A 22,204-nucleotide genomic window follows, 5' to 3' on the forward strand; every position below is an offset into this window, starting at 1 on the left:
GGGACGGCTACTTGCCGAGGAACTTGTCGAAGCCCTTGGGCAGGTTCAGTTGGGAGGGGTCGAAGTCGCCGCCGGGCTGGCCGAACGCCGCACCGGTGGGGACGGCTTTCGCCCGCTTGTTCTCGGCGTCGCGCAGTTCCTGGGCCGCCTTGGCGGGGTTTCCGGAACGGGCCTTCTTCTTGGGCGCGTTCTTGCTAGCCTTGCGGGCACCGCCACCGAGGCCGGGCATGCCAGGCATCCCGGGCATCCCGCCACCCTGGGCCAGCTTCTTCATCATCTTCTGGGCCTGCGCGAAACGCTCCAGGAGGCCGTTGACCTCGGAGACGTGCACGCCGGAGCCTCGGGCGATGCGGGCGCGACGTGAACCGTTGATGATCTTCGGAGCCAGGCGCTCATGCGGAGTCATGGAGCGGACAATGGCTTCCACGCGGTCGATCTCGCGCTCGTCGAACTGCTCCAGCTGCTGGCGGATGTTCTGCGCACCCGGCATCATCATGAGCATCTTCTTCATGGAGCCCATGTTGCGGATCTGCTGCATCTGGGCGAGGAAGTCGTCCAGGGTGAAGTCTTCCTGGTCGGCGAACTTCTTCGCCATCCGGGCCGCTTCGTCCTTGTCCCAGTTCTTCTCGGCCTGCTCGATCAGGGTGAGAACGTCACCCATATCCAGGATGCGGGAGGCCATACGGTCCGGGTGGAACAGTTCGAAGTCGTCCAGGCTTTCGCCGGTGGACGCGAACATGACCGGCTTCCCGGTGACGGACGCGACCGAGAGCGCGGCACCGCCCCGGGCGTCGCCGTCGAGCTTTGACAGCACGACACCAGTGAAGTTGACGCCTTCATCGAACGCGACGGCCGTGTTCACGGCATCCTGGCCGATCATGGAGTCAATGACGAACAGCACTTCGTTCGGGATGATCGCCTGGCGGATGCGGCGCGCCTGGTCCATCATTTCGGCGTCGACGCCGAGGCGGCCCGCGGTGTCCACGATCACGACGTCGTGCAGCTTCTGGCGGGCTTCGTCGACGCCCGCCCGTGCGACGGCGACGGGGTCGCCCGTGGGAACGTCCAGGTCCGAAGTGGTGCCGGGGTGCGGAGCGAAGACATGGACGCCAGCGCGTTCACCGACGATCTGCAACTGCGTCACAGCGTTGGGACGCTGGAGGTCGGCGGCAACAAGCACGGGGCTGTGTCCCTGGGCCTTGAGCCATTTGGCCAGCTTGCCCGCGAGGGTGGTCTTACCCGCACCCTGCAAGCCGGCGAGCATGATGATGGTAGGGCCGGTCTTCGCCAAGCGGATACGTCGGGTCTCGCCGCCGAGGATCTCCTGGAGTTCCTCGTTGACGATCTTCACGATCTGCTGGCTCGGGTTCAGGGCTGCGGAAACCTCGGCACCCAGGGCACGTTCGCGGATGCGGCCGGTGAACTCGCGGACCACGGAGACGGCAACGTCCGCGTCCAAGAGGGCACGGCGGATCTCCCGGACGGTGGCATCGACGTCGGCCTCGGTGAGGCGACCCTTGCCACGGAGATTCTTGAAGGTTGCTGTCAACCGGTCAGAGAGTGAATTGAACACGCGCCGTGCACTTCTTTCAATGGTCTACGAATGGCGGCCGTTCCGGCGCACCAACATCTTGACGATTCCTGCCCCAAACAAATCTGACTCAACTGAGGGACTCGACTATCTAGGGTACCAAGACGCGCCTGCAAGATGGCATGCTGGCACAGTGACCAGCAAAACAACAGTAAAAACGTTGCTCATCCTCGGTGCCTCCGGAGACCTGACAGGCCGATTGCTGTTGCCGGGCCTTGCCAGGCTTGTAGCCGGCGGGCTCGCGGACGGCCTGGAGCTTGTGGGAGCAGGTTCCGACCCCTGGACCCCCCAACAATGGACAAAACGGGTACGGGGCGCCTTTGAGGAGGCTGCAAAGAATGCCGACGCCGCAGGAAAGAAGGCGGTCGCGGCGCTGGCGGACAACACCGCCTATCACCAGCTGGATGTCACGGCCGATGGCCAGCTAGCAACGCTGCTGGCCGGACTCGAAGCGCCGGTGGCCGTCTATTTTGCCTTACCGCCACACATCAGCCAAAAGGCCTGCGAAGTCCTCACCGCCGAAGACCTGCCTGCCGGGACGCGCTTGGTGATGGAGAAGCCGTTCGGCTCCAGTTCGGAATCTGCCCGGGAACTCAACAAGACCCTCGCCACCCTGGTCCCCGAAGACCACATCCACCGGGTGGACCATTTCCTTGGCAAAGCCACCGTCCTGAACATCCTGGGCCTGCGCTTCGCCAACAGGTTCCTCGAGCCCGTGTGGAACCGGGACCACATCGAAAAGGTGGAGGTCATTTTCGACGAAGACCTCGCACTCGAAGGGCGTGCACGCTACTACGACAACGCTGGCGCCCTGAAGGACATGATCCAGAGCCATTTACTGCACATCATGGCACTCTTGGCCATTGATGCCCCCGCCAGCATCGGCGAGCGCGATCTCCGCGAAGCGATCTCCACGGTGCTGCGTGCGAGCAGCATCAGTGCACCGTACCGGAAGACCACTCGCAGGGCCCGGTACAGCGCCGGCCGGAGTGGCGGGCATCCGGTTCCTGACTATGTCGAAGAGGAAGGCGTGGATCCCGCCCGGAACACCGAGACGCTCGCGGAAGTGGAGGTGGGGATCGACAACTGGCGTTGGAAGGGAGTCCCTTTCATCCTGCGCTCAGGCAAGGCCCTGGGACTCATGCGCAAGGAAGCCATCATCACCTTCCGGCCCGTTCCGCACCTGCCGTCCGGGTTCCAAGGCGTGGACTCCCCCAACCAGCTACGCATCGGATTCGGACCGGACACATTGCAGCTCGACGTTGACGTCAACGGCCCCGGGGACATCTTCACGCTTGACCGCGTGACACTCAACTCCGACCTGAATGCTTCCGATCTCCTGCCGTACGGAGAAGTCCTGGAGGGTGTCATCACAGGCGATCCCCTGCTTTCCGTCCGCGGGGACACCGCGGTGGACTGCTGGCGGATCGTTGAGCCTGTGCTCAAGGCTTGGGCCAAGGATTCGGTGCCGCTCGAAGAGTACGACGCCGGCGGCTCCGGTCCCGCGGATTGGCCCACCGCCGTCGGGGGCTAGCCAGGCAGGTTGCGCTCCTTCGGGAACACACACGCAAGAGGGGCCGGGTACCTTTCCAGGTACCCGGCCCCCTCTTTGCGTTGGTGCCTTAGATGGCTGCCGCGCCGCGTTCGCCGGTGCGGACACGGACTGCTTCGTAGACGTCCACGGTCCAGACTTTGCCGTCACCAGCGCGGCCGGTGTTGGAGGAAGCGATCAGGACGTCGAGGATGTCGTCTGCCTGCTCGTCCGTGGCCAGGACCTCCACGCGGATCTTGGGAAGCAGGTCCACGTTGTACTCGGCCCCGCGGTAAACCTCGGTGTACCCACGCTGCCGGCCGTATCCGCTGGCAGCACTGACCGTCAGTCCCTGTACCCCGTAAGCTTCGAGCCCCTCTCGGATGGCGTCGAGCTTCTCCGGGCGGACGATCGCCGTGATGAGTTTCATGCCTGGACACTCTCCTTGCCTGATACGGATGCTTCGTCAGCTGTTTCGGACGATGACTTGCCGGTGATGAGGTCGTGCAGTGGCTGGAAGCTTCCGCCGTGGCCGCCAACGCCGAACTCGTATGCCGTCTCGGCGTGCAGGCTGAGGTCTGCGCCGGCGATCTCCTGGCGTTCGGAGATGCGGAAGCCCATGAGCTTGTGGATCGGGTAGGCGATGATGAACGTCATAACGCCGGTGAAGACGATCGAGCAAAGCGCTGCGAGGGACTGTGCAACCAGTTGGGTGGTACCTCCGCCGTAGAACAGGCCGGCCGCACCCTGGGTTGGCGTGGCAAGGAAGCCGATGGCCACCGTGCCGATGATGCCGGATACCAGGTGGACGCCGACGACGTCCAGGGAGTCGTCGTAGCCGAGCTTGAACTTCAAGCCGACGGCGAGGGCCGAGGCAACGCCGGCTGCGACGCCGAGGGCGATCGCACCAAGCGGGGAAACGTTGGCACAAGCCGGGGTGATGGCAACCAGACCGGCGACGACACCCGACGCAGCCCCGAGGGAGGTGGGGTGGCCGTCACGGATGCGCTCCACGATAAGCCAGCCGAGCATGGCCGCTGCGGGAGCAGCGAGGGTGTTGATCCAGATGAGGCCCGCCTGCTCCACGGTTGCTGCTGCACCGGCGTTGAAGCCGAACCAGCCGAACCAGAGGATGGCGGCACCGAGCATGACCAGGGGCACGTTGTGCGGGCGGTGGTTCGGGTCCTTGCCGAAGCCCTTGCGGTTGCCGATGATCAGGACGAGGATCAGGCCAGCCACACCAGCGTTGATGTGCACCACGGTGCCACCGGCGAAGTCGATGACCGGAGCGAAAGTCTGGCCGAACCAGCCGTCCTTGGAGAAGAGGCCGCCGCCCCAGACCATGTAGGCCATGGGTGCGTAGACAAGGGTTGCCCAGATCGGGGTGAAGAGCGTCCAGGCCGAGAACTTGGCACGGTCCGCGATGGCACCGGAGATCAGGGCCACGGTGATGATCGCGAAGGTGGCGGCGTAGCCAACTTTAAGAAGGTCAGCGGGGTCCGTGAAGTTGTGCAGGCCGAAGTGGCTGAACGGGTTCGCGAAGAGCTGGAAGAAGTTGTCCGTGTTGCTCGTGGACATCGACGCGCCCCACAAGACCCAGACGATGGTCACTGTGCCGATGGCGATGAAGCTCATCATCATCATGTTCAGGGCGGCCTTGGCACGGGTCATGCCGCCATAGAAGAATGCCAGGCCCGGGGTCATGAACAGCACGAAGGCTGACGCGACCAGGAGCCAAACGAGACCGGCGCTGAATTCCATGGTCTACGTCCTCTCTGCTCTTTGTTGCGGACTTTGCCGCCTGTCCCAACGCATTTGCGTTCTATGTAAGAGTTTTGCGGGGCAGTGTTTCACCTGCGAAGGTTTTAGATTGCGGGCCTGTTACAAGAACTTCTCGAACGTAAATGGTGCATATCACCCTTGTTACGGATATGTTTCGTCAGTTCCACCCTCCCCGCACCAACACGACCCGAAGGACCTCAACACGATGACCGCAAGCCCCAAATCCCGCGCAAATCAAGGGGCTCGGGCCACGAAGGCTGCCATGCCCCGGGACATCAAGGTGATGTTGGTGGCAGCGTTCCTGATTGCACTGGGTTTTGGCCTCGTTGCCCCCGTGCTCCCGCAGTTCGCCACCACATTCGACGTCGGAGCAACGGCGGCCGCCGTGATCGTGAGTATCTTCGCCTTCATGCGCCTGGTATTCGCGCCGGCCGGCGGCGCGTTGATGGGCCGCTTTGGCGAGCGCCCCGTGTACATCGCGGGGTTGCTGATTGTGGCGGCCTCGACGGCGGCCTGCGCCTTCGCCCAGAACTATTGGCAGCTGTTGGTATTCCGGGGCCTTGGCGGGGCCGGTTCCGTGATGTTCACGGTTGCGGCGATGGGCCTGTTGATCCGCCTCGCTCCTCCGGAAAGCCGCGGACGGGTGTCCGGAGCGTACGCCTCTGCCTTCCTGATAGGAAGCGTCCTCGGTCCCGTGGTTGGCGGGCTGCTGGCCGGGTTCGGGCTGCGCGTCCCATTCCTGGCCTACGCGGCGGCCCTGGTGCTGGCGGCCCTCGTTGTGCGCACGCAACTGAGGGGAAGCTCCAACGCAGCGAGCAAAGGAGGCACTGCGGGGCCGGCAATGCAGTTGAAAGAAGCCCTGGGCGATTCGGCCTACCGGGCCGCTCTGTTCTCGAGCTTCAGCAACGGCTGGGCGACCTTTGGGGTGCGGATGGCCACCGTGCCATTGTTCGCCGTGGTTGTCCTGGCAGCTGGCGCGGGCTCGGCGGGCTGGGCCCTGGCCGTGTTCGCAGGCGGCAATGCGCTGGCACTGACGTTCTCGGGCCGCCTGGCGGATAGCTTCGGCCGGAAGCCCATGATGCTGCTGGGCTTGATCGTCACAGGCTTGGCCACCGCCACCATCGGTCTGACGAGCAATCTTCCCGCGTTTTTCGCGGCTTCCGCTGTTGCCGGCTTCGGCTCGGGATTGCTGAACCCAGCCCAGCAGGCCGCCGTCGGGGACATCATCGGCCGCGGCCGCTCAGGCGGCAAAGTACTCGCGGCGTTCCAGATGGCCTCCGATGCGGGTGCGATCGTCGGACCGGTCCTGGTCGGCCTCCTTGCCGACGGTTTCGGTTACGGCTGGGCGTTCGGCGCAACCGGCGGCATCCTCCTGCTCTCCGCCGTCGGCTGGTCCGTGGCCCGCGAGCCGATGCAGCGCGGCCCGGAACCCATCGACTCACCCAACTGAGCGCCCACCCAACTAGCTCGCAGTTAATGTCGCTTTGAGGGTCCAAAACGACATTAACTGCTAGTCAGTTGGGCTCGATGCACTTAGTTCAGCAGGGCGTCGACGAAGGCTTCGGCCTCGAACGGCGCGAGGTCGTCCGGGCCCTCGCCAAGGCCAACAAGCTTGACCGGGACGCCGAGAGCCTTTTGGATCGCGACGACGATGCCGCCCTTCGCAGTGCCGTCCAGTTTGGTGAGCACGATTCCCGTGATGTTGACCACCTCGGCGAAGACCTTGGCCTGGTTCAGGCCGTTCTGGCCGGTGGTCGCATCCAGCACCAGCAGGACCTCGTCCACTTCAGCCAGCTTCTCGATGACCCGTTTGACCTTGCTGAGCTCGTCCATGAGGCCGACCTTGTTCTGCAGGCGACCGGCGGTGTCGATCATGACGACGTCGACTTCCTGCTCGATGCCGGATTTGACGGCCTCATACGCGACGGAGGCGGGGTCCGCGCCGTCGACGTGGGATCTGACCGTCGCGACGCCGACGCGCTGCCCCCATGTGGCAAGCTGCTCCGCGGCCGCCGCCCGGAAGGTATCAGCAGCGCCCAGGAGGACGTCCTTGTCCTCGGCGACGAGAACGCGCGCCAGCTTGCCCACGGTGGTGGTCTTGCCGACACCGTTGACGCCGACGACGATCATGATGGCGGGGTGGTCTCCCTTCCGTTCCACGTTCAAGCTGCGGTCCATGGTGGGATCGACGAGCTTGATGAGTTCCTCGCGCAGGAGTGCTTTGACTTCCTCAGGGTTGCGGGTGCCTTGGACCTTCACACGTTCACGCAATGCATCCACCAGCTGCATGGTGGGCTCGGTGCCAAGGTCGGCAAGCAGCAGCGTCTCTTCGACTTCGTCCCAGACATCCTCGTCGATCTTGTCGCTCGCAAGCAGCGCCAGGAGACCCTTGCCGAGGATGTTGTTGGATTTGACCAGTCGCGCCCGAAGCCGGTTGAGGCGGCCCTCCACCGGCGCAGGGGTCTCCACCTGGATGAGTTCCAGTCCCGCGGCGTCGTCAAGAACATCCGTCTCGGGTACGGCGAGATCGGCGGGCTCGACGATGCTGCCGGGCGCCGGCCGTTCCCGCACGATTCCCGGGGCGTCGTCGACGATCGTTCCGCCGCCTGCCGACGCCGAATCAACGGGATCGTTGGCGTCGCGCGTTCCAGCGTAGGTCGAGGAGGACTTCCGCGCCTTGAGCAGGACAGGAATCAGCCCTCCGACCACCACAATGGCAGCGACAATGGACAGAATAATGGGGAGGAGATCGTTCACTCCCCTAGCTTCTCACAAAGCTAGACATCGGCACCGAGCCTCTGGCTGATGACGGTGGACACCCCATCGCCTCGCATTGTCACTCCGTACAGGGCGTCCGCGACTTCCATGGTCCGCTTCTGGTGGGTAATGACAATCAGCTGGCTGGACTCGCGCAGTTCTTCGAAGATCGTGATCAGCCTGCCCAGGTTCGTATCGTCCAGCGCAGCTTCCACCTCGTCCATGACATAGAACGGGGAAGGCCGCGCCTTGAAAATCGCCACGAGCAGGGCGACGGCTGTCAGAGACCGTTCGCCACCGGAAAGCAAGGACAAGCGCTTGATCTTCTTGCCTGCAGGCCGTGCCTCAACCTCGATGCCGGTGGTCAGCATGTCGTCCGGGTCCGTGAGCACCAATTTGCCCTCCCCACCGGGGAAGAGCCGCGCAAAGACGTGGTCGAACTGCTTGGAGGTATCGGCGAAGGCCTCGGCAAAGACCTGCTGGACGCGGTTGTCCACTTCCTTGATGATGTCCAAAAGGTCTTTTCGGCTGGACTTGAGGTCTTCCAGCTGCGTGCTCAGGAATTGGTGCCGTTCCTCGAGTGCCGCAAATTCCTCAAGCGCCAAGGGGTTCACTTTGCCAAGCGCGGCGAGGTCCCGTTCGGCCTTCCGGAGCCGTTTTTCCTGCTCGGAGCGGACAAAAGGAACACCCTCGACGATGGCGTTACCTTCTTCGTCCACCGGGGCGCGGAGTTCGGCCCACTTGTCCACCGTAGCGGCGGGCACGGGAACGGGCTGCTCCGGACCGAAATCGGCCACGAGTTGTTCCGCTGACAAGCCGAGCTCCTCGATGGCGCGCGTTTCCAGGGCTTCGATCCTGAGCCTTTGTTGGGCTCGCGCGAGTTCGTCGCGGTGCACGGAATCCGTCAGTCCTGCCAGTTCTTGGGCCAGGACGTCGTTACTGCTCCGGACCTCGGCAAGTTCCTTCTCACGCTGTTCACGGACCGCCTCCGCGAGGTCGCGGGCGCGCGCGGCCAAGTCCACTGAAACGTCAACGAAGCGCACTGTCTGTTCGACGGCGGAGGCCACTGCCGAGGCCCGCTCGGCTTGGGCTTTACGCCGCAGGGCCCGGCGCGCCGCCTCCTCACGGGCACGCCGTTCACTTGCGGCGGCCCGTTCCAAAGATGCGGCGCGGTTGCTGGTTGCGGCGAGTTGTTCCTCGGCACTGCGCAACCCTAGCCTGACCTCCATCTCATGGGACCGGGCTTCGCTGGCAGCCCTCGACAAGGCATCCCGGTGCTCGGTGGAAGGTTCTTCTTCCTGGGGGGCTTCTTGTGCCGCGGCCAGCCGTTCCGCCGCGAGCTCAAGGGATTCCTCGGCGACGGCGATGTTCATTTCAGCCTTGGCCAAGGACTCTGCCAGGCGATCGCTTTCCGCGACGGCGCTGCGCAATTGGGAATTCAGGTGGCCAAGCCGTTCGGCCACGGCAGCCAGCCGGGCATCCGAGTCGTGGAGTCTGTCCAGCGCCGCGTCAGCGCGCTCTTGGGCGTCGGCCCGGCGCGCTTCTGCTCCAGCAAGGGCGAACTTGCCTCGTTCTAAACGCGCGGTGAGCTCAAGAAGCCGGGCTTCGGCGTCGTCCACTGCGGCTTGCACCTCGAGGAGCGACGGCGCCGTGGCCGATCCGCCATCCACAGTCAGGGCTCGAAAGACGTCCCCCTCGAGGGTTACCGCGGTGAGCCTCGGATTGCTGGCAATGAGGCTTGCCGCCGCGCCCAGTCCGTCGACGACGGCGGTGAGGGCCAGGAGGGCCACGGCGCCACTGGCTTCGGGACCATCGGCCTGAACCAACTCGGTGGCCCACCGCGCGCCGACCGGCAACTTCGGCACTTCCGGCAAGTTAGGCTCCGGGGCAGCGGACGGGACCGCGCCCGCCAGCAAGAGGGAAGCGCGTCCGGCGTCGGCGTCCTTCAGCAACTGCATCGCGGCGACGGCTCCCGCGCCGTCGGCCACCACCACGGCGTCGGAGGCCCTGCCGAGCGCCGCGGCCACTGCCGCCTCATAGCCGGGCTCCACTGTCAGAAGCGAAGCCAGGGAACCCACGACCCCGGGGTGGCCCGAGGACAGGATCCGTGAGGAGCCATCCTTGCGGTTGAGTCCAAGCTGCAAAGCATCACGGCGGGCGACGAGGGCATCACGTTCGCGGACTTCGTCCCGTTCCGCAGCTTTCAACGCCTCGATCTCGGCGTCGATCTCGTCAAGAAGTGCGGTGGCGTCCTCGTATTCGGCGTCGAGGGTTTCCTCGCCGTCTTCAACCCCCGCCACCTGTGATTCGAGGCCCGTGAACTCGCTCTGCGCGTGGCGGCGGCGCTCCTCACCGGCAGAGAGCGACTCCCTGAGCCTGCCTCGTTCTGCCTCGGCCGCCTCCGCCCGGGAACGCGCGGCAGCCAACTGTCCAACGAGTTTCGCGAGTCCTTCACGACGATCGGCCGCTGCGCGCAGCACGGCTGTCAGTCGCTTGTCCTCGGCTGCGGCCAGGTTCTCGGCTTCCTGCTTGGCAGCGGTGGCCTCGAGAAGGGCCGCCTGCTTCGCCAGGATGTCGTGCTCGAGTTCCGACTGTTCCTGCCGAACCCGGGCCGCTTGCCGGTCGAGGTGGTCCGGGTCGCGGCCGGAATCGGGGGCAGCATCTGTGGATCCGAGGAGGCGGCGACGCTCGGTGGCGAGCGATCCCAAGGCTCTAAGCCGGTCCCTGGTTGCGGACAGCTGATACCAATTGTCCCTGGCGGCATTGAGCCTAGGTGTGGCCTCGGCCGCGAGTTGCTCAAGACGGATCTGGCGTTGGCGGCCTGCGCCGAGCTCCCCTTCAACGGTCTCGCGGCGTTCCTTCAACGCAGCTTCGTCGGCGACATCCTTCTCCAAAGCCTTGGTGAGCTGCACCAGTTCGTCAGCCAACAGCCGGGACTTGGCATCACGGACGTCGAACTGCACGGTCTGAGCCCGGCGGGCGACTTCAGCCTGCTTGCCCAGGGGCGTGAGTTGTCGGCGGATCTCTGCCGTAAGGTCGCCAAGGCGTTGCAGGTTTGCCTGCATGGCTTCCAGCTTGCGGACAGTCTTTTCCTTACGACGCCGGTGCTTCAGGATGCCTGCGGCTTCTTCGATGAATCCCCTGCGGTCCTCGGGAGTGGCGTGCAGGACCCGGTCCAGCTGTCCCTGCCCCACGATCACGTGCATTTCCCGGCCCAGGCCTGAATCCGAGAGCAGTTCCTGGATATCCAGGAGACGGCACGGCGAGCCGTTGATGGCGTATTCGGACCCTCCGGTCCGGAAGAGCGTGCGGGAAATGGTGACTTCGCTGTATTCGATAGGCAGGGCGCCGTCGGCGTTGTCAATGGTCAGCGAAACATGCGCCCGGCCCAATGGCGGCCGCCCCGATGTCCCGGCGAAAATGACGTCTTCCATTTTGCCGCCGCGCAGGGTCTTGGCGCCTTGCTCACCCATCACCCAGGCCAGCGCGTCAACCACATTTGACTTGCCCGAACCGTTGGGGCCGACAACGGCAGTGACGCCCGGCTCGAAGTCGAACGTCGTGGCCGACGCGAACGACTTGAATCCCCGGACAGTCAAACTTTTCAGATGCAAGGTGTTTCGGTTCTCCTGAGTGGCTGATTTCCCCTTCTCAATCTACTGCCCGACGGCGGAAATCCCCGGATTTGCGGGCCATACCCGTGATATCCGGCGGGCGCAGCTCCTGCCGCACTAGTTCACGGCTGTCGCCTGCGCCTGATCCCGGAACGCCCGATCAATGCTGTGGCCCTGGCCTCAAGGCCGTCGTCCACGAAGTTGTAGATCAGGGAGGCCAGCCAAATCACCACGGTGGCTGCAACCCAGCCCACTATTCCGTTGATCCGGAAGCCGCTGGAGAAGATGCCGGTGAGGATCAGGATGCCGAGGGTTGCCAATAGGCCGGCGGCGGAACTCAGGAGCTTTCCTGCACGCCCGGAGCGGGAATGGAGTCTTGCACCGCCGAGCGCGATCAGGGCAGTCATGCCGGGCTTGATCAGCAGGGTGGCCACCGTGAAGACCACCACCGCCCAGAGGAAACCCCCACCAAGCCGTACTCCGGGGAGGACGGAAGCCGCCCAGAGAGTGATGGCATTGAAGACAAGTGCAATGCCTATCCGGATGACCCAGGCTCTCATGCCCACAGTCTGCCACCGTAGCCCGGCAATGGAAACGGTGGAGATTGCCGGGCGAAACGTACTACCAGCGGCCGTTGCGCGGCTTCGGCTGGCAGACGGGGCACGTGTAGGAGGAACGGTTCATGAACTGCTCGCGTTTGATGACACCCGGCAGCCCTGCAGCGGCGCAGCGTCTGCACGGTTCGCCCGCCCGCCCGTAGGCATCGAGGGATCGGGCAAAGTAACCGGAATCACCGTTGACGTTGACATAGAGCGAATCGAAGCTCGTACCGCCAGCCGCCAGGGCGTCCCTCATGACGTCCCTCGCAGCATCTACAACCCGCAGTGCGTCGGGCCGCCGAAGGGTGTCCGTCGGCTTGGCATAGTGGAGTTTGGCCCGCCAGAGGGCTTCGTCGGCGTAGATGTTGCCTATTCCGGAAATGACGCCCTGATCCAACAGCACACGTTTGAGCCCGGTCTTGCGGGCTTTGACCTTGCGGTAGAAGTCGTCAAAGGAAAAGTGCGGATCCAGCGGATCACGGGCAATGTGGGAGGCTTCTTCGGCGATTTCCGGAAGGGGCGTCTCGCCCTGGCCGCCGGGACCGCCGTCGGGCGTTGGTACAAGGGAGGTGACAAACAGTCCGCCGAAAATCCGCTGGTCCACAAACCGCAATTGCTCGGGCATCCCGTCGGACTGGCTCAGGCTGATGCGGACTTTGAGGTGCTTCTCATCCGGAACATCGGGATCCTGCATAAGCAACTGGCCGCTCATCCCAAGATGCGCCATGAGTGCGACGCCGGGCAGCTGATCGGCTCCGGAACTGCGGGTATGGTCGGCGCTGTGGGCTTCTCCGGCCTGCAGCGGCATCCAAAGGAACTTGCCGCGACGGACGACGTCCAAAACCGTGGCGTGTTCCAGGTTGCCGATGAAGTCTTCCGTGCCCAAGCCGTGGCGGCGGATGGAGCGCGGGTCCAGGACATCCACAGACGTGATGGTCCGGCCCCGCACCCAGCGCGCCAAACCGCGGCGTACCACTTCGACTTCGGGGAGTTCCGGCATGGGACTCAGGCGCCGTGCGCGGAATCCGCCGGGGCGTCAGCCTTGCTGCCCAGATTGCCCTTGCTGTTCAGGGTGCGCCACGCATCTGCGGCGGCTTCCTGCTCGGCTTCCTTCTTGGAGTGGCCCGAACCCTTACCGTAAGCGGTGCCGCCGATCTGGAGCACCGCCTCAAAAGTGCGCGCGTGGTCCGGACCGGAGCCCTCCACCGCATAGTAGATGGATCCGAGCTGGCGGCTGGCGGCAAGCTCCTGCATGCTGGTCTTCCAGTCGGTACCGGCCCCGAGGGCTGCCGCGTCCTTCAGCAACGGACCAACGAGTCGCATGACCAACTGCCGCGCGGTCTCGATGTCATTGGACAGGTAGGTTGCGCCGATGAGCGCTTCCATGGTGTCCGCAAGAATTGAGGACTTGTTCTTACCCTCGGTGAGCCTTTCGCCCTGCCCGAGGTAGATGTATTCGCCGATCCCAAGGTCCCGGCCAATACCTGCCAAGGCGCGGGTGCTGACCACGGCGGAGCGTCGCTTGGCGAGTTCGCCTTCCGGCAGTGCCGGGTTGTCCCGGTAAAGGGAATCGGTCACGGAAAAGCCCAGAATGGAGTCGCCGAGGAATTCTAGGCGCTCATTGGTGGGAATCCCGCCGTTTTCATACGCGTATGAACGATGTGTGAGAGCAAGACGAAGCGTCTCGGCGTCAATAGAGACACCGAGACGCTTCAGAAGCTCTTCAGTTGAAGACATCCTTTGTCAGCCTATGTGGCGGATTTAGGCGTCTGCGACCTTGCGGCCCTTGTATTCAAGGAACAGCGCAGTGCCGGCAGAGTCGGTAACGACCTTTGCCTGGTGCGGCAGGCTGTAAACAACCTGGCCGTTTTCAATGGTCTTGACCAGGTTGGGGGCAGTTGCCTTCCACTGGGCACGGCGGGCGCGTGTATTCGCGCGAGACATTTTCCGCTTGGGAACAGCCACGGCTATCTCATTTCTCTCTTAGTCAACACTTACTAATCAGTTTGCCGGTCAGACTTAGCCAGTTCAGCTAGGGCAGTCCAGCGAGGATCCAGGACCTCGTGGTGGTGCCCCGGCTCGTCTTCCAGACGCACTCCGCATTCGGAGCAGAGGCCCTGGCAGTCTTCCCGGCACACCGGCTGGAACGGCAGCATAGTTACAACTGCGTCCCGCAACACCGGCTCAAGATCGATTAGATCGTGCTCGACTCGACGTTGCTCTTCATCGTCTTCTTCATCCGAAAGCTCAATGCCCTCATAGAAGAAAAGTTCTTGCACATTGACCTCAAGGTCATACGCAAGGGGATCCAGGCATCGTCCGCATTCGCCCTTTACTTCGGCGAATGCGGTTCCAGATACCAGAATTCCTTCGTGTACGGCCTCAAGCCTCAGGTCGAGCTCGATATCCGAGCCTTCCTGAACGCCAATGAGTGCCACACCAAGGTCACTTGGCGCGGGTACATGTTCAGTGAGCGTCCGCATGCTTCCTGGACTACGTCCGAGGTCCTTGACGTCCAGCGTCAAAGGCGAACTTGCATCTCGCTTAATGAGAACTCCTGTAGAACATATGACCGACGTACCATCTTAGCCTGAACGCGTGAACGGACTCAAACCGGGCCAATTGCAGCGCGTTCCGCCCCGAGGTACCGATCCAGCTTACCCGTTGCGGGGCTGCTATGCGGACGACTCGCCAGCCAGGAGCCTCTTGAGGACGGACTTGGGCACGAAATCGGAGACGTCGCCGCCCAGGACGGCGATCTCCTTGATCAGGGTGGAGGACAAATGCAGGTAATGGGCCTCCGCCGGAAGGAAGACAGTCTCGACGCCGGATAGCTGGCGGTTCATGGTGGCCATGGGGAGTTCGTAGTCAAAATCCGAGGACGAACGCAAGCCCTTCACGATCGCCGAAATCCCCCGATGCCTGCAGTACTCGGCCAGCAGTCCCTCCCCCATGGGCTCCACGATGATCCCTCGGAGGGAAGCCAAGGTCTGCCGCGCCATCTCCATGCGTTCTTCAAGGCTGAAGCGGTACTTCTTCGCGTAGTTGGTGGACACTGCCACGACCACTTCATCGAACAAGCCAGCGGCCCTCGCGATGACTTCCAGGTGTCCGTTGTGGATCGGGTCAAAGGAGCCAGGGCACACTGCGCGTCTCATGGTTCGAACCTACCGTATCCAGGGCCGTAGGCACTATGGCGATAGCATGGCTGACATGCTGGCCCGGACGAGCCGGAAGCCATCACTTCAGGAAGGCAACATACAGTGACGAGCCCGGCCCCTCTCAGCGCGAACACCTCTGGCGCCCCCCGGCAGCATGATGCCGGCGCTGCCCCGTGGCAACGTGCCGCAAGCGGCGCCAACCTGCTTTCCGCTGACGGCGGCCTCGGAGTGACCATCTTCGAAGAGATGACAACCCTGGCAATATCCACCGGAGCCATCAACCTGGGCCAAGGATTCCCGGACGAGGACGGGCCCGCGGAAATCAAGGCAGCGGCACAAGCAGCCATTTCGGCGGGGGCCAACCAGTATGCACCGGGCAAGGGCATCCCTGAACTTCGTGAGGCCATCGCCGCACACCAGGCACGCTTCTACGGACTGACTCCGGACCCGCAGACCGAGGTCATCGTGACCACCGGGGCCACCGAGGCCATCGCCGCGTCATTGCTCGCATTCATCGAGCCCGGCGACGAGGTCCTGACCTTCGAGCCGTTCTATGACTCGTATGGTGCAATCATCGGCCTCGCTGGCGCCAAGCATGTGACAGCTCCCCTGCTGGCGCCTGATTTCCTGCCGGACCTGGACGCCTTGGAAACAGCCTTCAGCGCGCGCACCAAGGTTGTGCTCCTCAACAACCCACACAATCCCACCGGAGCGGTCTTCCCGCGCGAGGTGCTGGAACGCGTCGTCGAGCTTGCCCGGAAATACGACGCCTTGATCTTCAGCGATGAAGTCTACGAGCACCTGACCTTCGGTGTGCAGCACATTCCTGTCGCAAGCATCCCCGGTGCTGCGGAACGAAGCGTGACCATTTCCTCGGCCGGAAAGACGTTCTCCTTCACTGGCTGGAAGATCGGCTGGCTCAGCGGACCTGCCCACCTCGTGGCAGCGATCCGCACCGCCAAACAGTTCCTCAGCTACAGTTCCGGCACTCCTTTCCAGAGCGCGATAGCCGTGGGCCTGGCCTTGCCGGATGAGTTCTACGCCGGCATCGCCTCCACTCTCCAGCACAAGCGGGACATCCTGGCCGAGGGCTTGCTGGCCGCTGGCTTCGGCGTCTACACGCCCCAGGGAACATACTTCATCAACGTTGACACCGCACCGCTGGGTATCGACGACTCCGTGGACTTGGCACGACGACTGCCGTCGCTTGTAGGGGTTGCCGCCATCCCCGTCCCGGTGTTCTGCCATCCCGAAGGCGCGGAACGGACGCGCAGCCTCCTTCGGTTCGCCTTCTGCAAGAAGACCGAAGTACTGGAAGAAGCCGCCGCAAGGCTGGCGACGCTGCGGAACAAGCTCTAACGGTGTCGACTCGCCAAAACCATGAGGGACGCCGCTTCCTCCGGACCACCGGGCAGCATGCGGCGATCGAAGCCGACGCGTTAATTGACGGCGCCTACGTATTGCGAATCGGCGACGCCGAGCAATCCCACGTCAATCTCGCGGAGCCCGCAGAGATCTTCTACGAGTACTTGCGCAGGATCGGCCATGTGGTGGATCTTGCAGCGCCCAAGGGACAGCCGATCACGGCCCTTCACCTCGGTGCGGGAGCACTGACCCTGGCCCGGTACATTCAGGCGACGAGGCCCGGTTCGGAACAGCACGCCGTAGAACTCGAACGCGAGCTACTGGACTTCGTGCTCCAGAAACTGCCCCTGCCGGACGGTACCCGCCTGGCTACGCACATCGGCGACGCACGCGAAATCCTCGCGGAACTGCCCCCGGAACTCGCGTTCGACGTCGTGATCCTGGATATCTTCTCCGGTCCCGAGGCTCCGGCCCACATTGCCTGCCAGGAGTTCTATGAAGAGGCCGCGGCGCGGCTTCGGCCGGACGGCGTGCTGATTGTCAACGTCGGCGATGAGGCAGCGCTGACCTTGGTGCGAAGCCAGGTTGCTGCGATGCGCGAGGTGATGCCCGATGTCGCGGCCTTCGCCGAGAGTGGCATGTTCGACGGGCGGTATCCCGGCAACATCATCCTCGTGGGAACGCGCTGGCCATGGCCAGCCGCATGGACAGCGGAACTCCTGGCCCAGGGACCGCACCCCGCTGGCGTGTTGAGCGGAGTGGACCTGGACCGGCTTTCGGGCTGATTTAGACGGGTTCGGCGAACCAGAGCTTGGTTTCGCCATACTTCTTGTCGGCAAACCGTTCGAGGGTGTCCGGCCAGTCCGGTTCCGGAGAGCGCGAAGAACGTTCGACGACGACGACGGCGCCCTCGTCCAGATGGAAGGCAAGCTTGGCGAGGACAGCCTTGAGGGAAGGCTCGTCCAAGGGATACGGCGGATCCAGGAAGACCAAGTCCCAAAGGGCGTCATCGGCAGCCCGCTCCAGGAAAGACTCCACTTTCGAACGGTGGACGGAGACGATCCTGCGTCCGAGCACCTGGTTGGCCATGTCGGCGTTTCGCTGGCAGACCTCGGACGCTCGGGCATCAAACTCGACGAGTTCGGCCGTGCGGGCACCTCGGCTGGCGCTTTCGATGCCAAGTGAACCCGAGCCGGCGTAGAGGTCAAGGACCCGGGCATCGTCGATAGCGTCGAGCGCCTCGAGCCGCGAGAACAAGGCCTCCTTGACGCGGTCCGTGGTGGGCCGGGTGGCATTTCCCGGGACGCTGACCAGCGGGTTGCCGCCCACCACGCCCGCAATGATCCGGCTCACGGGTGTTCTCCCAAGGGTTTGCACCCAGAGGTACCGTCGGGCGTGGATTCCTTAGCCGCGTTCAAGGAACGCCTCCTTTTCGGGGTTGAGATATTCGTCGATTGCCGCGGCGAGTGCCTGTTGGCCTTGCAGTCCTGGATCGTTGGCCACGAGCTGCTGGGCATCGGTGCGGGCACGGGCGATCACATCTTCATGCTCCAGGACCCGCAACAGCTTGAGGGTGGAACGCCCACCGGATTGCGAGGCACCCAGGATGTCACCTTCGCGACGCAGCTTGAGGTCTTCCTGGGAGAGCTCGAAGCCGTCGGTGGTGGAAGCAACGGCGTCGAGGCGCCTACGGCTTGGATGGCCGGGCTCGAGCGTGGTGACCAGCAGGCACGTGCCGGGCAGACCGCCCCGGCCCACCCGCCCGCGCAACTGGTGAAGTTGCGATATGCCGAAGCGGTCGGCATCCAGGATCACCATGAGGGTGGCGTTATGGACGTCCACTCCCACCTCGATGACTGTGGTGGACACCAGCAGCTGGGTCTGGTTGGCAGTGAACGAGGCCATGGTTTCAGACTTGAGCGCTGGATCCTGTCGTCCGTGCAGGGGTTCCACCCGGACGCCGCGCAAGGCGGGTTCCTGGCTGAGTGTTTCGACGACGGCGGTTACCGAGGCGAGCTCGCGCGCGGGGCCCTCGTCCGAAAGTTCCGCGTCGCTCGGTTCCGCTTCGCCGGGGCTGAAGTCGCCGTCGTCGTCGCCGCCGATCTTGGGACAGACCACATACACCTGGTGGCCGGCATCAATCTCTTCCCGCGAGCGTTTCCAGATCCTCGCCGCCCAACCCGGGTTTTCGGCGAGCCCTACGACGTGGGTGGAGATCGGTGCCCTGCCAGCGGGAAGTTCGTCCAGCACGGACGTCTCGAGGTCGCCGAAGACCGTCATGGCAACGGTGCGCGGAATCGGAGTGGCGGTCATCACCAACAGGTGGGGCGGACGGTTTGCCTTGGCCCGCAGGGCGTCCCGCTGTTCCACTCCGAACCGGTGCTGCTCATCCACGACGATCAGTCCGAGGTCCTGAAAGGACGTCTTGTCGCTCAGCAGCGCGTGGGTGCCGATCACAATGCCGGCGTTACCCGAGGCGGCGTCCAGCATGGCCTGCTTGCGGGCAGCCGTCGGCATGGAGCCTGTCAGCAAGGTGACCTGGACAGATCCCGGGCCGCTCCCGGGGTCGCTGCCCAACAGTCCGGCCCCGCCCAGCATTCCTGCGCCGCCGAACAAACCATCGCGGGCCAGCGGACCAAGGGTCCTCCGGATGGAATCGAAGTGCTGTGCCGCGAGGACCTCGGTGGGGGCAAGCAACGCCGCCTGCCCGCCGGCATCCACCACCTGCAGCATGGCCCGCAAGGCCACAATCGTTTTTCCGGACCCGACTTCACCTTGCAGCAACCGGTTCATGGGCGAGTCCAGTGCCAGTTCCTGGGAAAGCGTCTTCCCGACGGCGGCCTGGCCGGCGGTCAGCGTGAACGGCAACTGCCGGTCGAACGAGGCAAGGATGCCATCGGGTATGGGCCGTCGCGCGGTCGCCTCTTCGGCCGCCAGTTGGGCCCGACGCCGTGCCAGCGCGGTCTGCAACACCAAGGCTTCCTGGTAACGGAAACGGTCCCGGGCACGCTGCCAGTCCGTTGCCGTTTCCGGCGAATGGATGAGCCGATACGCCTGCCCTACCTCCAGGAAATTCTCCCGGGAGGCAATTTCCGAAGGCAGCGGATCTTCGATGCTGTCCACATCTATAGTGTCCAGAAGCGTGGTGACGACCTTGTGGATGGACCAGCTGGTGAGCTTCGCGGTGGCGGGATAGACGGGGATGGGCATGGCCGCGAGCTTCTCCGGATCAACGGAACCGGCCAACTCGGGGTCCTCGTCCAGCAGTATGAAGTCCGGATTGGTCATGCCCAGGGATCCGCCGTAACGGCTGACTTTGCCGGAGAACATGACGCGGCGCCCCGGTTGGAGTTCGCTGCGGGCGCGGAAGCCGTTGAAAAAACTGATCTTCAGGGTTCCGGGGATCTGCTCGCCGCTGGCCTCGTCAGTGACCACCACGTCGGTCAACGATCCACGCCTTGCCCGCATCTGCCGTGTGGAGTTGGATAGCACCCTGGCGATGAGGGTGGCCTCTTCATCCAGCGGCAGTTTGCTGATGGGGGTCAGCTCCCCGCGGCTCAGGTAGCGGCGGGGAAAGTAGTTCAGCAGCTCCCCGACGGTGTCCAACCCGAGGTGCTTCTCGATGACGGAGGCGGAGCGTTTGCCGATCCTTCGTTCGAGCGGAAGCTGGAGCTCAGGATTCATGCCCGTGCTGGCCTGCCGGGAGGCCAGGGTCGCGCGGCATCGACAGCTGGCTGACGGAGATGTCGGTGGGGTCGCCGAGTGAGCGGATGATCGCCACGGCCGGTTCCGCTTCCGGTACGTGGACATGCACGCGCCAGCGGTAGTTGGTTTCTACTGCGTCATCGTCGTCGTCATCATCGTCGTCGTCCGGTCCTGCCGGGCTGCCTGCATGGCTCGCGCTGCCCACCTGGCTCATGATGACGGAATCACCGAGTTCGTCCAATCGCTGGCGCAGCGTTGCAGCGGCGAGCGGTGAAAGACTAATGGTGCACATGACTTCGACCCCATCGTCATCAGGCATTCCCGCATGGATGTGCGGATCCTGCAGGTCATAGCCGTGGAGTCCGTCCAGGAGCTCATCCTGGAGTTCTTCGCCGAGGACGGCCGAACGCAGGCAGTCGAGGATCAACAACATACCCACGCCGCCCGCGTCCACCACATGCGCAGCATGGAGTGGGGCGAGCTGGTCCTCGGTGCGCACCACCGCATCCAACGCGGCATTGACGGCGGCATCGAGGGCCAAGCCCAAAGCCTGGTTGCTGTCATCGCCGTTGTGTGCGGTGTCGCATTCACCCGCGGCCCTTGCAGCAGCCTCCAGAACGGAGAGCATAGTGCCCGGCACAGGCTCGCTCAAGGCCGACCATGCCCGGATCTGGGCACGGTTCAGGGCGGTGGCAAGGAGCGGCGCGCTGAGCCGGGTGTGGCCGACGAGCGGCTCAGCCGCGGCACACAGAAAGACGGCAAAGAGTGTTCCGGAGTTCCCGCGCGCCTGCTCCATGGCCGCCCGGCCTGCACTGGCCAGAACGGCACCGACGTCGTTGCTTGGTTCGTCCGGGCCGGAACCATCAACGAATGCCGCGGCAGCGGCGCGGACTGTGAGGTATAGGTTGGTGCCGGTATCGCCATCTGCAACGGGGAAGATGTTGATGGCATTGAGGCGATCGCTGTGATTCCCGAGCGTGGTCTCCGCCTTGCCCAGCCACCGTTTCATGGCGTGCGCATTGGCGGCAATCTTAGTCTGCAAAGTGATCCCATCCCACGGTGTCAGCGGGCATTCCCGCTATCCGGACGCCGCTGTGCTGCCCTTCGGCAACGGCCTGGATCGAGCCTATCGCAGTGAAGCCGGAAGGTAACTGAACATTTGCTGGAAAAGTCGCCAGCAGGCCATGGTCCTCTCCACCGCCGAGAATCCAGTCCATGGGATCGCTGCCAAGGAAAGCCGAGGCAGCTTCCAAGCCAGTGGCGAGGGCCTTGAGCGCTATGGGGTCGAGATCGAGTGCGACACCGCTGGCTTCGGCGAGCCGGACGCCGTCGCGCAAGAGGCCATCGGAGACATCCATCATGGCGGTTGCTCCGGCTTTGGCACCCAGCGGACCTGCAGCAAGCGGCGGCTGCGGCCGGCACTGGCTGTCCATGAGTGCGCGCTGGGCAGGGTTCAGGTTTCCGAAGGGAATGGTGCTTTCCAGGAGAGCCAAACCAGCGGCAGCGCGGCCAACAGTTCCCGCAAGGGCCAGGACATCCCCCGGCCTGGCACCGGAGCGCAACACAGCCGGAAGCCCGTGCATTGTCCCGATGACCGCGACCGTCACGGCAATTTCACTGCCACGGCCCAAGTCTCCCCCGGCAACCGAACAGTCGGTAGCCCCCAGACCGACGATGCCGGCAGTCAAACCATCCGCGAAGTCCTCAACCCACTGCACGGGAGTACCGGGCGGCATGGTCAGGCTCACGACGAGGGACACCGCGGTTCCACCCATCGCGTTGATGTCGCTGAGATTCTGTGCCGCCGATTTCCAACCGACGTCATACCCTGTGGTGCGGTATCCGTTGTTCCATTGCAGGCGGAAGTCCTGGTCCTGGGTCTGGGTGTCAATGGAAATCAAGGTCCGGCCATCCGGAGCGGCGACGACGGCGGCGTCGTCCCCCGGTCCGAGCAGCACACTGCTGCTGCGGTGCAGGCGCGGAAAAATACGCGCAAGGAGCTCCCCTTCGGAGAGCTCAGCGACAGTCTGTTTTTCTATGGACACAGCTCTACGCTATCGCGAACCGCAGACAACAAAGGGCTGTCCCTTGGCGCGAGG

Annotated in this window: 19 protein-coding genes; 4 read left to right on the forward strand and 15 right to left on the reverse strand. The window is 64.0% G+C overall.

Annotated features, from left to right (window positions below; all coding sequences use genetic code 11):
* Positions 1-7 precede the first annotated feature (7 nt).
* Positions 8-1,573 carry a signal recognition particle protein gene (ffh, locus tag ACX5I4_RS13200; protein WP_461837054.1) on the reverse strand — a complete coding sequence of 522 codons (1,566 nt, stop codon included), beginning with the start codon at positions 1,571-1,573 and terminating at the stop codon, positions 8-10.
* Positions 1,574-1,724: 151 nt separating this feature from the next.
* Here ffh and ACX5I4_RS13205 point away from each other — a divergent pair, with 151 nt between their 5' ends.
* Complete coding sequence (locus tag ACX5I4_RS13205; RefSeq protein WP_461837055.1) at positions 1,725-3,125, forward strand: glucose-6-phosphate dehydrogenase; 1,401 nt, start codon at positions 1,725-1,727, stop codon at positions 3,123-3,125.
* A gap of 88 nt (positions 3,126-3,213) precedes the next feature.
* Here the strand turns inward: ACX5I4_RS13205 and ACX5I4_RS13210 are convergent, their stop codons facing one another.
* Both ACX5I4_RS13210 and ACX5I4_RS13215 read right to left on the reverse strand, forming a co-directional pair.
* Positions 3,214-3,552, reverse strand: coding sequence for a P-II family nitrogen regulator (locus ACX5I4_RS13210; RefSeq protein ID WP_028264639.1), 339 nt, complete (start codon positions 3,550-3,552; stop codon positions 3,214-3,216).
* A complete protein-coding gene (locus tag ACX5I4_RS13215) occupies positions 3,549-4,883 on the reverse strand; it encodes an ammonium transporter (RefSeq protein WP_461837056.1) in 1,335 nt (444 codons plus the stop codon). Before ACX5I4_RS13215 ends, ACX5I4_RS13210 begins: the two co-directional genes overlap by 4 nt.
* Before the next feature lie 226 nt (positions 4,884-5,109).
* Between ACX5I4_RS13215 and ACX5I4_RS13220 the strand changes: the two genes are divergently transcribed.
* Positions 5,110-6,354 carry an MFS transporter gene (locus ACX5I4_RS13220; protein ID WP_461837057.1) on the forward strand — a complete coding sequence of 415 codons (1,245 nt, stop codon included), beginning with the start codon at positions 5,110-5,112 and terminating at the stop codon, positions 6,352-6,354.
* 83 nt (positions 6,355-6,437) lie between these two features.
* Here ACX5I4_RS13220 and ftsY read toward each other — a convergent pair whose 3' ends face one another.
* The 8 genes from ftsY to coaD form a co-directional block, all read right to left on the reverse strand.
* On the reverse strand, positions 6,438-7,661 hold the full coding sequence (ftsY, locus tag ACX5I4_RS13225; RefSeq protein WP_461837058.1) for a signal recognition particle-docking protein FtsY: 1,224 nt from the start codon (positions 7,659-7,661) through the stop codon (positions 6,438-6,440).
* 20 nt (positions 7,662-7,681) lie between these two features.
* The gene (smc, locus tag ACX5I4_RS13230; RefSeq protein ID WP_461837059.1) at positions 7,682-11,275 is read right to left on the reverse strand and encodes a chromosome segregation protein SMC; all 3,594 of its coding nucleotides are present in this window, start codon (positions 11,273-11,275) and stop codon (positions 7,682-7,684) included.
* A gap of 122 nt (positions 11,276-11,397) precedes the next feature.
* The gene (locus ACX5I4_RS13235) at positions 11,398-11,835 is read right to left on the reverse strand and encodes a hypothetical protein (protein ID WP_461837060.1); all 438 of its coding nucleotides are present in this window, start codon (positions 11,833-11,835) and stop codon (positions 11,398-11,400) included.
* Between the two features lie 61 nt (positions 11,836-11,896).
* Complete coding sequence (gene mutM / locus ACX5I4_RS13240; protein WP_461837061.1) at positions 11,897-12,874, reverse strand: bifunctional DNA-formamidopyrimidine glycosylase/DNA-(apurinic or apyrimidinic site) lyase; 978 nt, start codon at positions 12,872-12,874, stop codon at positions 11,897-11,899.
* A gap of 5 nt (positions 12,875-12,879) precedes the next feature.
* The gene (gene rnc, locus ACX5I4_RS13245; RefSeq protein ID WP_461837062.1) at positions 12,880-13,611 is read right to left on the reverse strand and encodes a ribonuclease III; all 732 of its coding nucleotides are present in this window, start codon (positions 13,609-13,611) and stop codon (positions 12,880-12,882) included.
* A gap of 24 nt (positions 13,612-13,635) precedes the next feature.
* Entirely contained in the window at positions 13,636-13,839 is a 204-nt protein-coding gene (gene rpmF / locus ACX5I4_RS13250) for a 50S ribosomal protein L32 (protein ID WP_090818901.1), read from the reverse strand.
* 32 nt (positions 13,840-13,871) lie between these two features.
* On the reverse strand, positions 13,872-14,399 hold the full coding sequence (locus ACX5I4_RS13255) for a YceD family protein (protein WP_461837063.1): 528 nt from the start codon (positions 14,397-14,399) through the stop codon (positions 13,872-13,874).
* Between the two features lie 150 nt (positions 14,400-14,549).
* A complete protein-coding gene (coaD, locus tag ACX5I4_RS13260) occupies positions 14,550-15,032 on the reverse strand; it encodes a pantetheine-phosphate adenylyltransferase (protein ID WP_461837064.1) in 483 nt (160 codons plus the stop codon).
* Between the two features lie 105 nt (positions 15,033-15,137).
* Here coaD and ACX5I4_RS13265 point away from each other — a divergent pair, with 105 nt between their 5' ends.
* Together ACX5I4_RS13265 and ACX5I4_RS13270 are read left to right on the forward strand one after the other, a co-directional pair.
* Entirely contained in the window at positions 15,138-16,394 is a 1,257-nt protein-coding gene (locus ACX5I4_RS13265) for an aminotransferase class I/II-fold pyridoxal phosphate-dependent enzyme (protein ID WP_461837065.1), read from the forward strand.
* A gap of 2 nt (positions 16,395-16,396) precedes the next feature.
* The gene (locus tag ACX5I4_RS13270; RefSeq protein WP_461837066.1) at positions 16,397-17,185 is read left to right on the forward strand and encodes a spermidine synthase; all 789 of its coding nucleotides are present in this window, start codon (positions 16,397-16,399) and stop codon (positions 17,183-17,185) included.
* A gap of 1 nt (position 17,186) precedes the next feature.
* Here the strand turns inward: ACX5I4_RS13270 and rsmD are convergent, their stop codons facing one another.
* Genes rsmD through thiL form a run of 4 tightly spaced genes read right to left on the reverse strand, consistent with a single transcriptional unit; the run spans position 17,187 to position 22,150 of the window.
* Positions 17,187-17,753: a 16S rRNA (guanine(966)-N(2))-methyltransferase RsmD gene (rsmD, locus tag ACX5I4_RS13275; protein WP_461837067.1), complete on the reverse strand. Its 567-nt coding sequence runs from the start codon at positions 17,751-17,753 to the stop codon at positions 17,187-17,189.
* A 51-nt stretch (positions 17,754-17,804) separates the two neighbouring features.
* Positions 17,805-20,084: an ATP-dependent DNA helicase RecG gene (locus tag ACX5I4_RS13280; RefSeq protein WP_461837068.1), complete on the reverse strand. Its 2,280-nt coding sequence runs from the start codon at positions 20,082-20,084 to the stop codon at positions 17,805-17,807.
* Positions 20,074-21,114 (reverse strand): DAK2 domain-containing protein, encoded by a 1,041-nt coding sequence (locus tag ACX5I4_RS13285; protein WP_461838725.1) that lies wholly within the window; start codon positions 21,112-21,114, stop codon positions 20,074-20,076. The genes ACX5I4_RS13280 and ACX5I4_RS13285 overlap by 11 nt, the downstream gene beginning before the upstream one ends.
* Positions 21,115-21,136: 22 nt before the next feature.
* Positions 21,137-22,150, reverse strand: a complete 1,014-nt coding sequence (gene thiL, locus ACX5I4_RS13290) for a thiamine-phosphate kinase (protein ID WP_461837069.1) — start codon at positions 22,148-22,150, stop codon at positions 21,137-21,139.
* Positions 22,151-22,204: the final 54 nt, after the last annotated feature.

It is taken from the genome of Arthrobacter sp. MMS24-S77 (assembly GCF_054888235.1).

Excerpts from the sequence above, each read along its gene's own strand:
- ACX5I4_RS13210 (WP_028264639.1), bottom strand. The coding sequence starts at position 3,552 with ATGAAACTCATCACGGCGATCGTCCGCCCGGAGAAGCTCGACGCCATC.
- ACX5I4_RS13285 (WP_461838725.1), bottom strand. The coding sequence starts at position 21,114 with ATGAAACGGTGGCTGGGCAAGGCGGAGACCACGCTCGGGAATCACAGC.
- ACX5I4_RS13235 (WP_461837060.1), bottom strand. The coding sequence starts at position 11,835 with ATGAGAGCCTGGGTCATCCGGATAGGCATTGCACTTGTCTTCAATGCC.
- coaD (WP_461837064.1), bottom strand. The coding sequence starts at position 15,032 with ATGAGACGCGCAGTGTGCCCTGGCTCCTTTGACCCGATCCACAACGGA.
- rnc (WP_461837062.1), bottom strand. The coding sequence starts at position 13,611 with ATGTCTTCAACTGAAGAGCTTCTGAAGCGTCTCGGTGTCTCTATTGAC.
- mutM (WP_461837061.1), bottom strand. The coding sequence starts at position 12,874 with ATGCCGGAACTCCCCGAAGTCGAAGTGGTACGCCGCGGTTTGGCGCGC.
- ACX5I4_RS13220 (WP_461837057.1), top strand. The coding sequence starts at position 5,110 with ATGACCGCAAGCCCCAAATCCCGCGCAAATCAAGGGGCTCGGGCCACG.
- ACX5I4_RS13215 (WP_461837056.1), bottom strand. The coding sequence starts at position 4,883 with ATGGAATTCAGCGCCGGTCTCGTTTGGCTCCTGGTCGCGTCAGCCTTC.
- ACX5I4_RS13280 (WP_461837068.1), bottom strand. The coding sequence starts at position 20,084 with ATGAATCCTGAGCTCCAGCTTCCGCTCGAACGAAGGATCGGCAAACGC.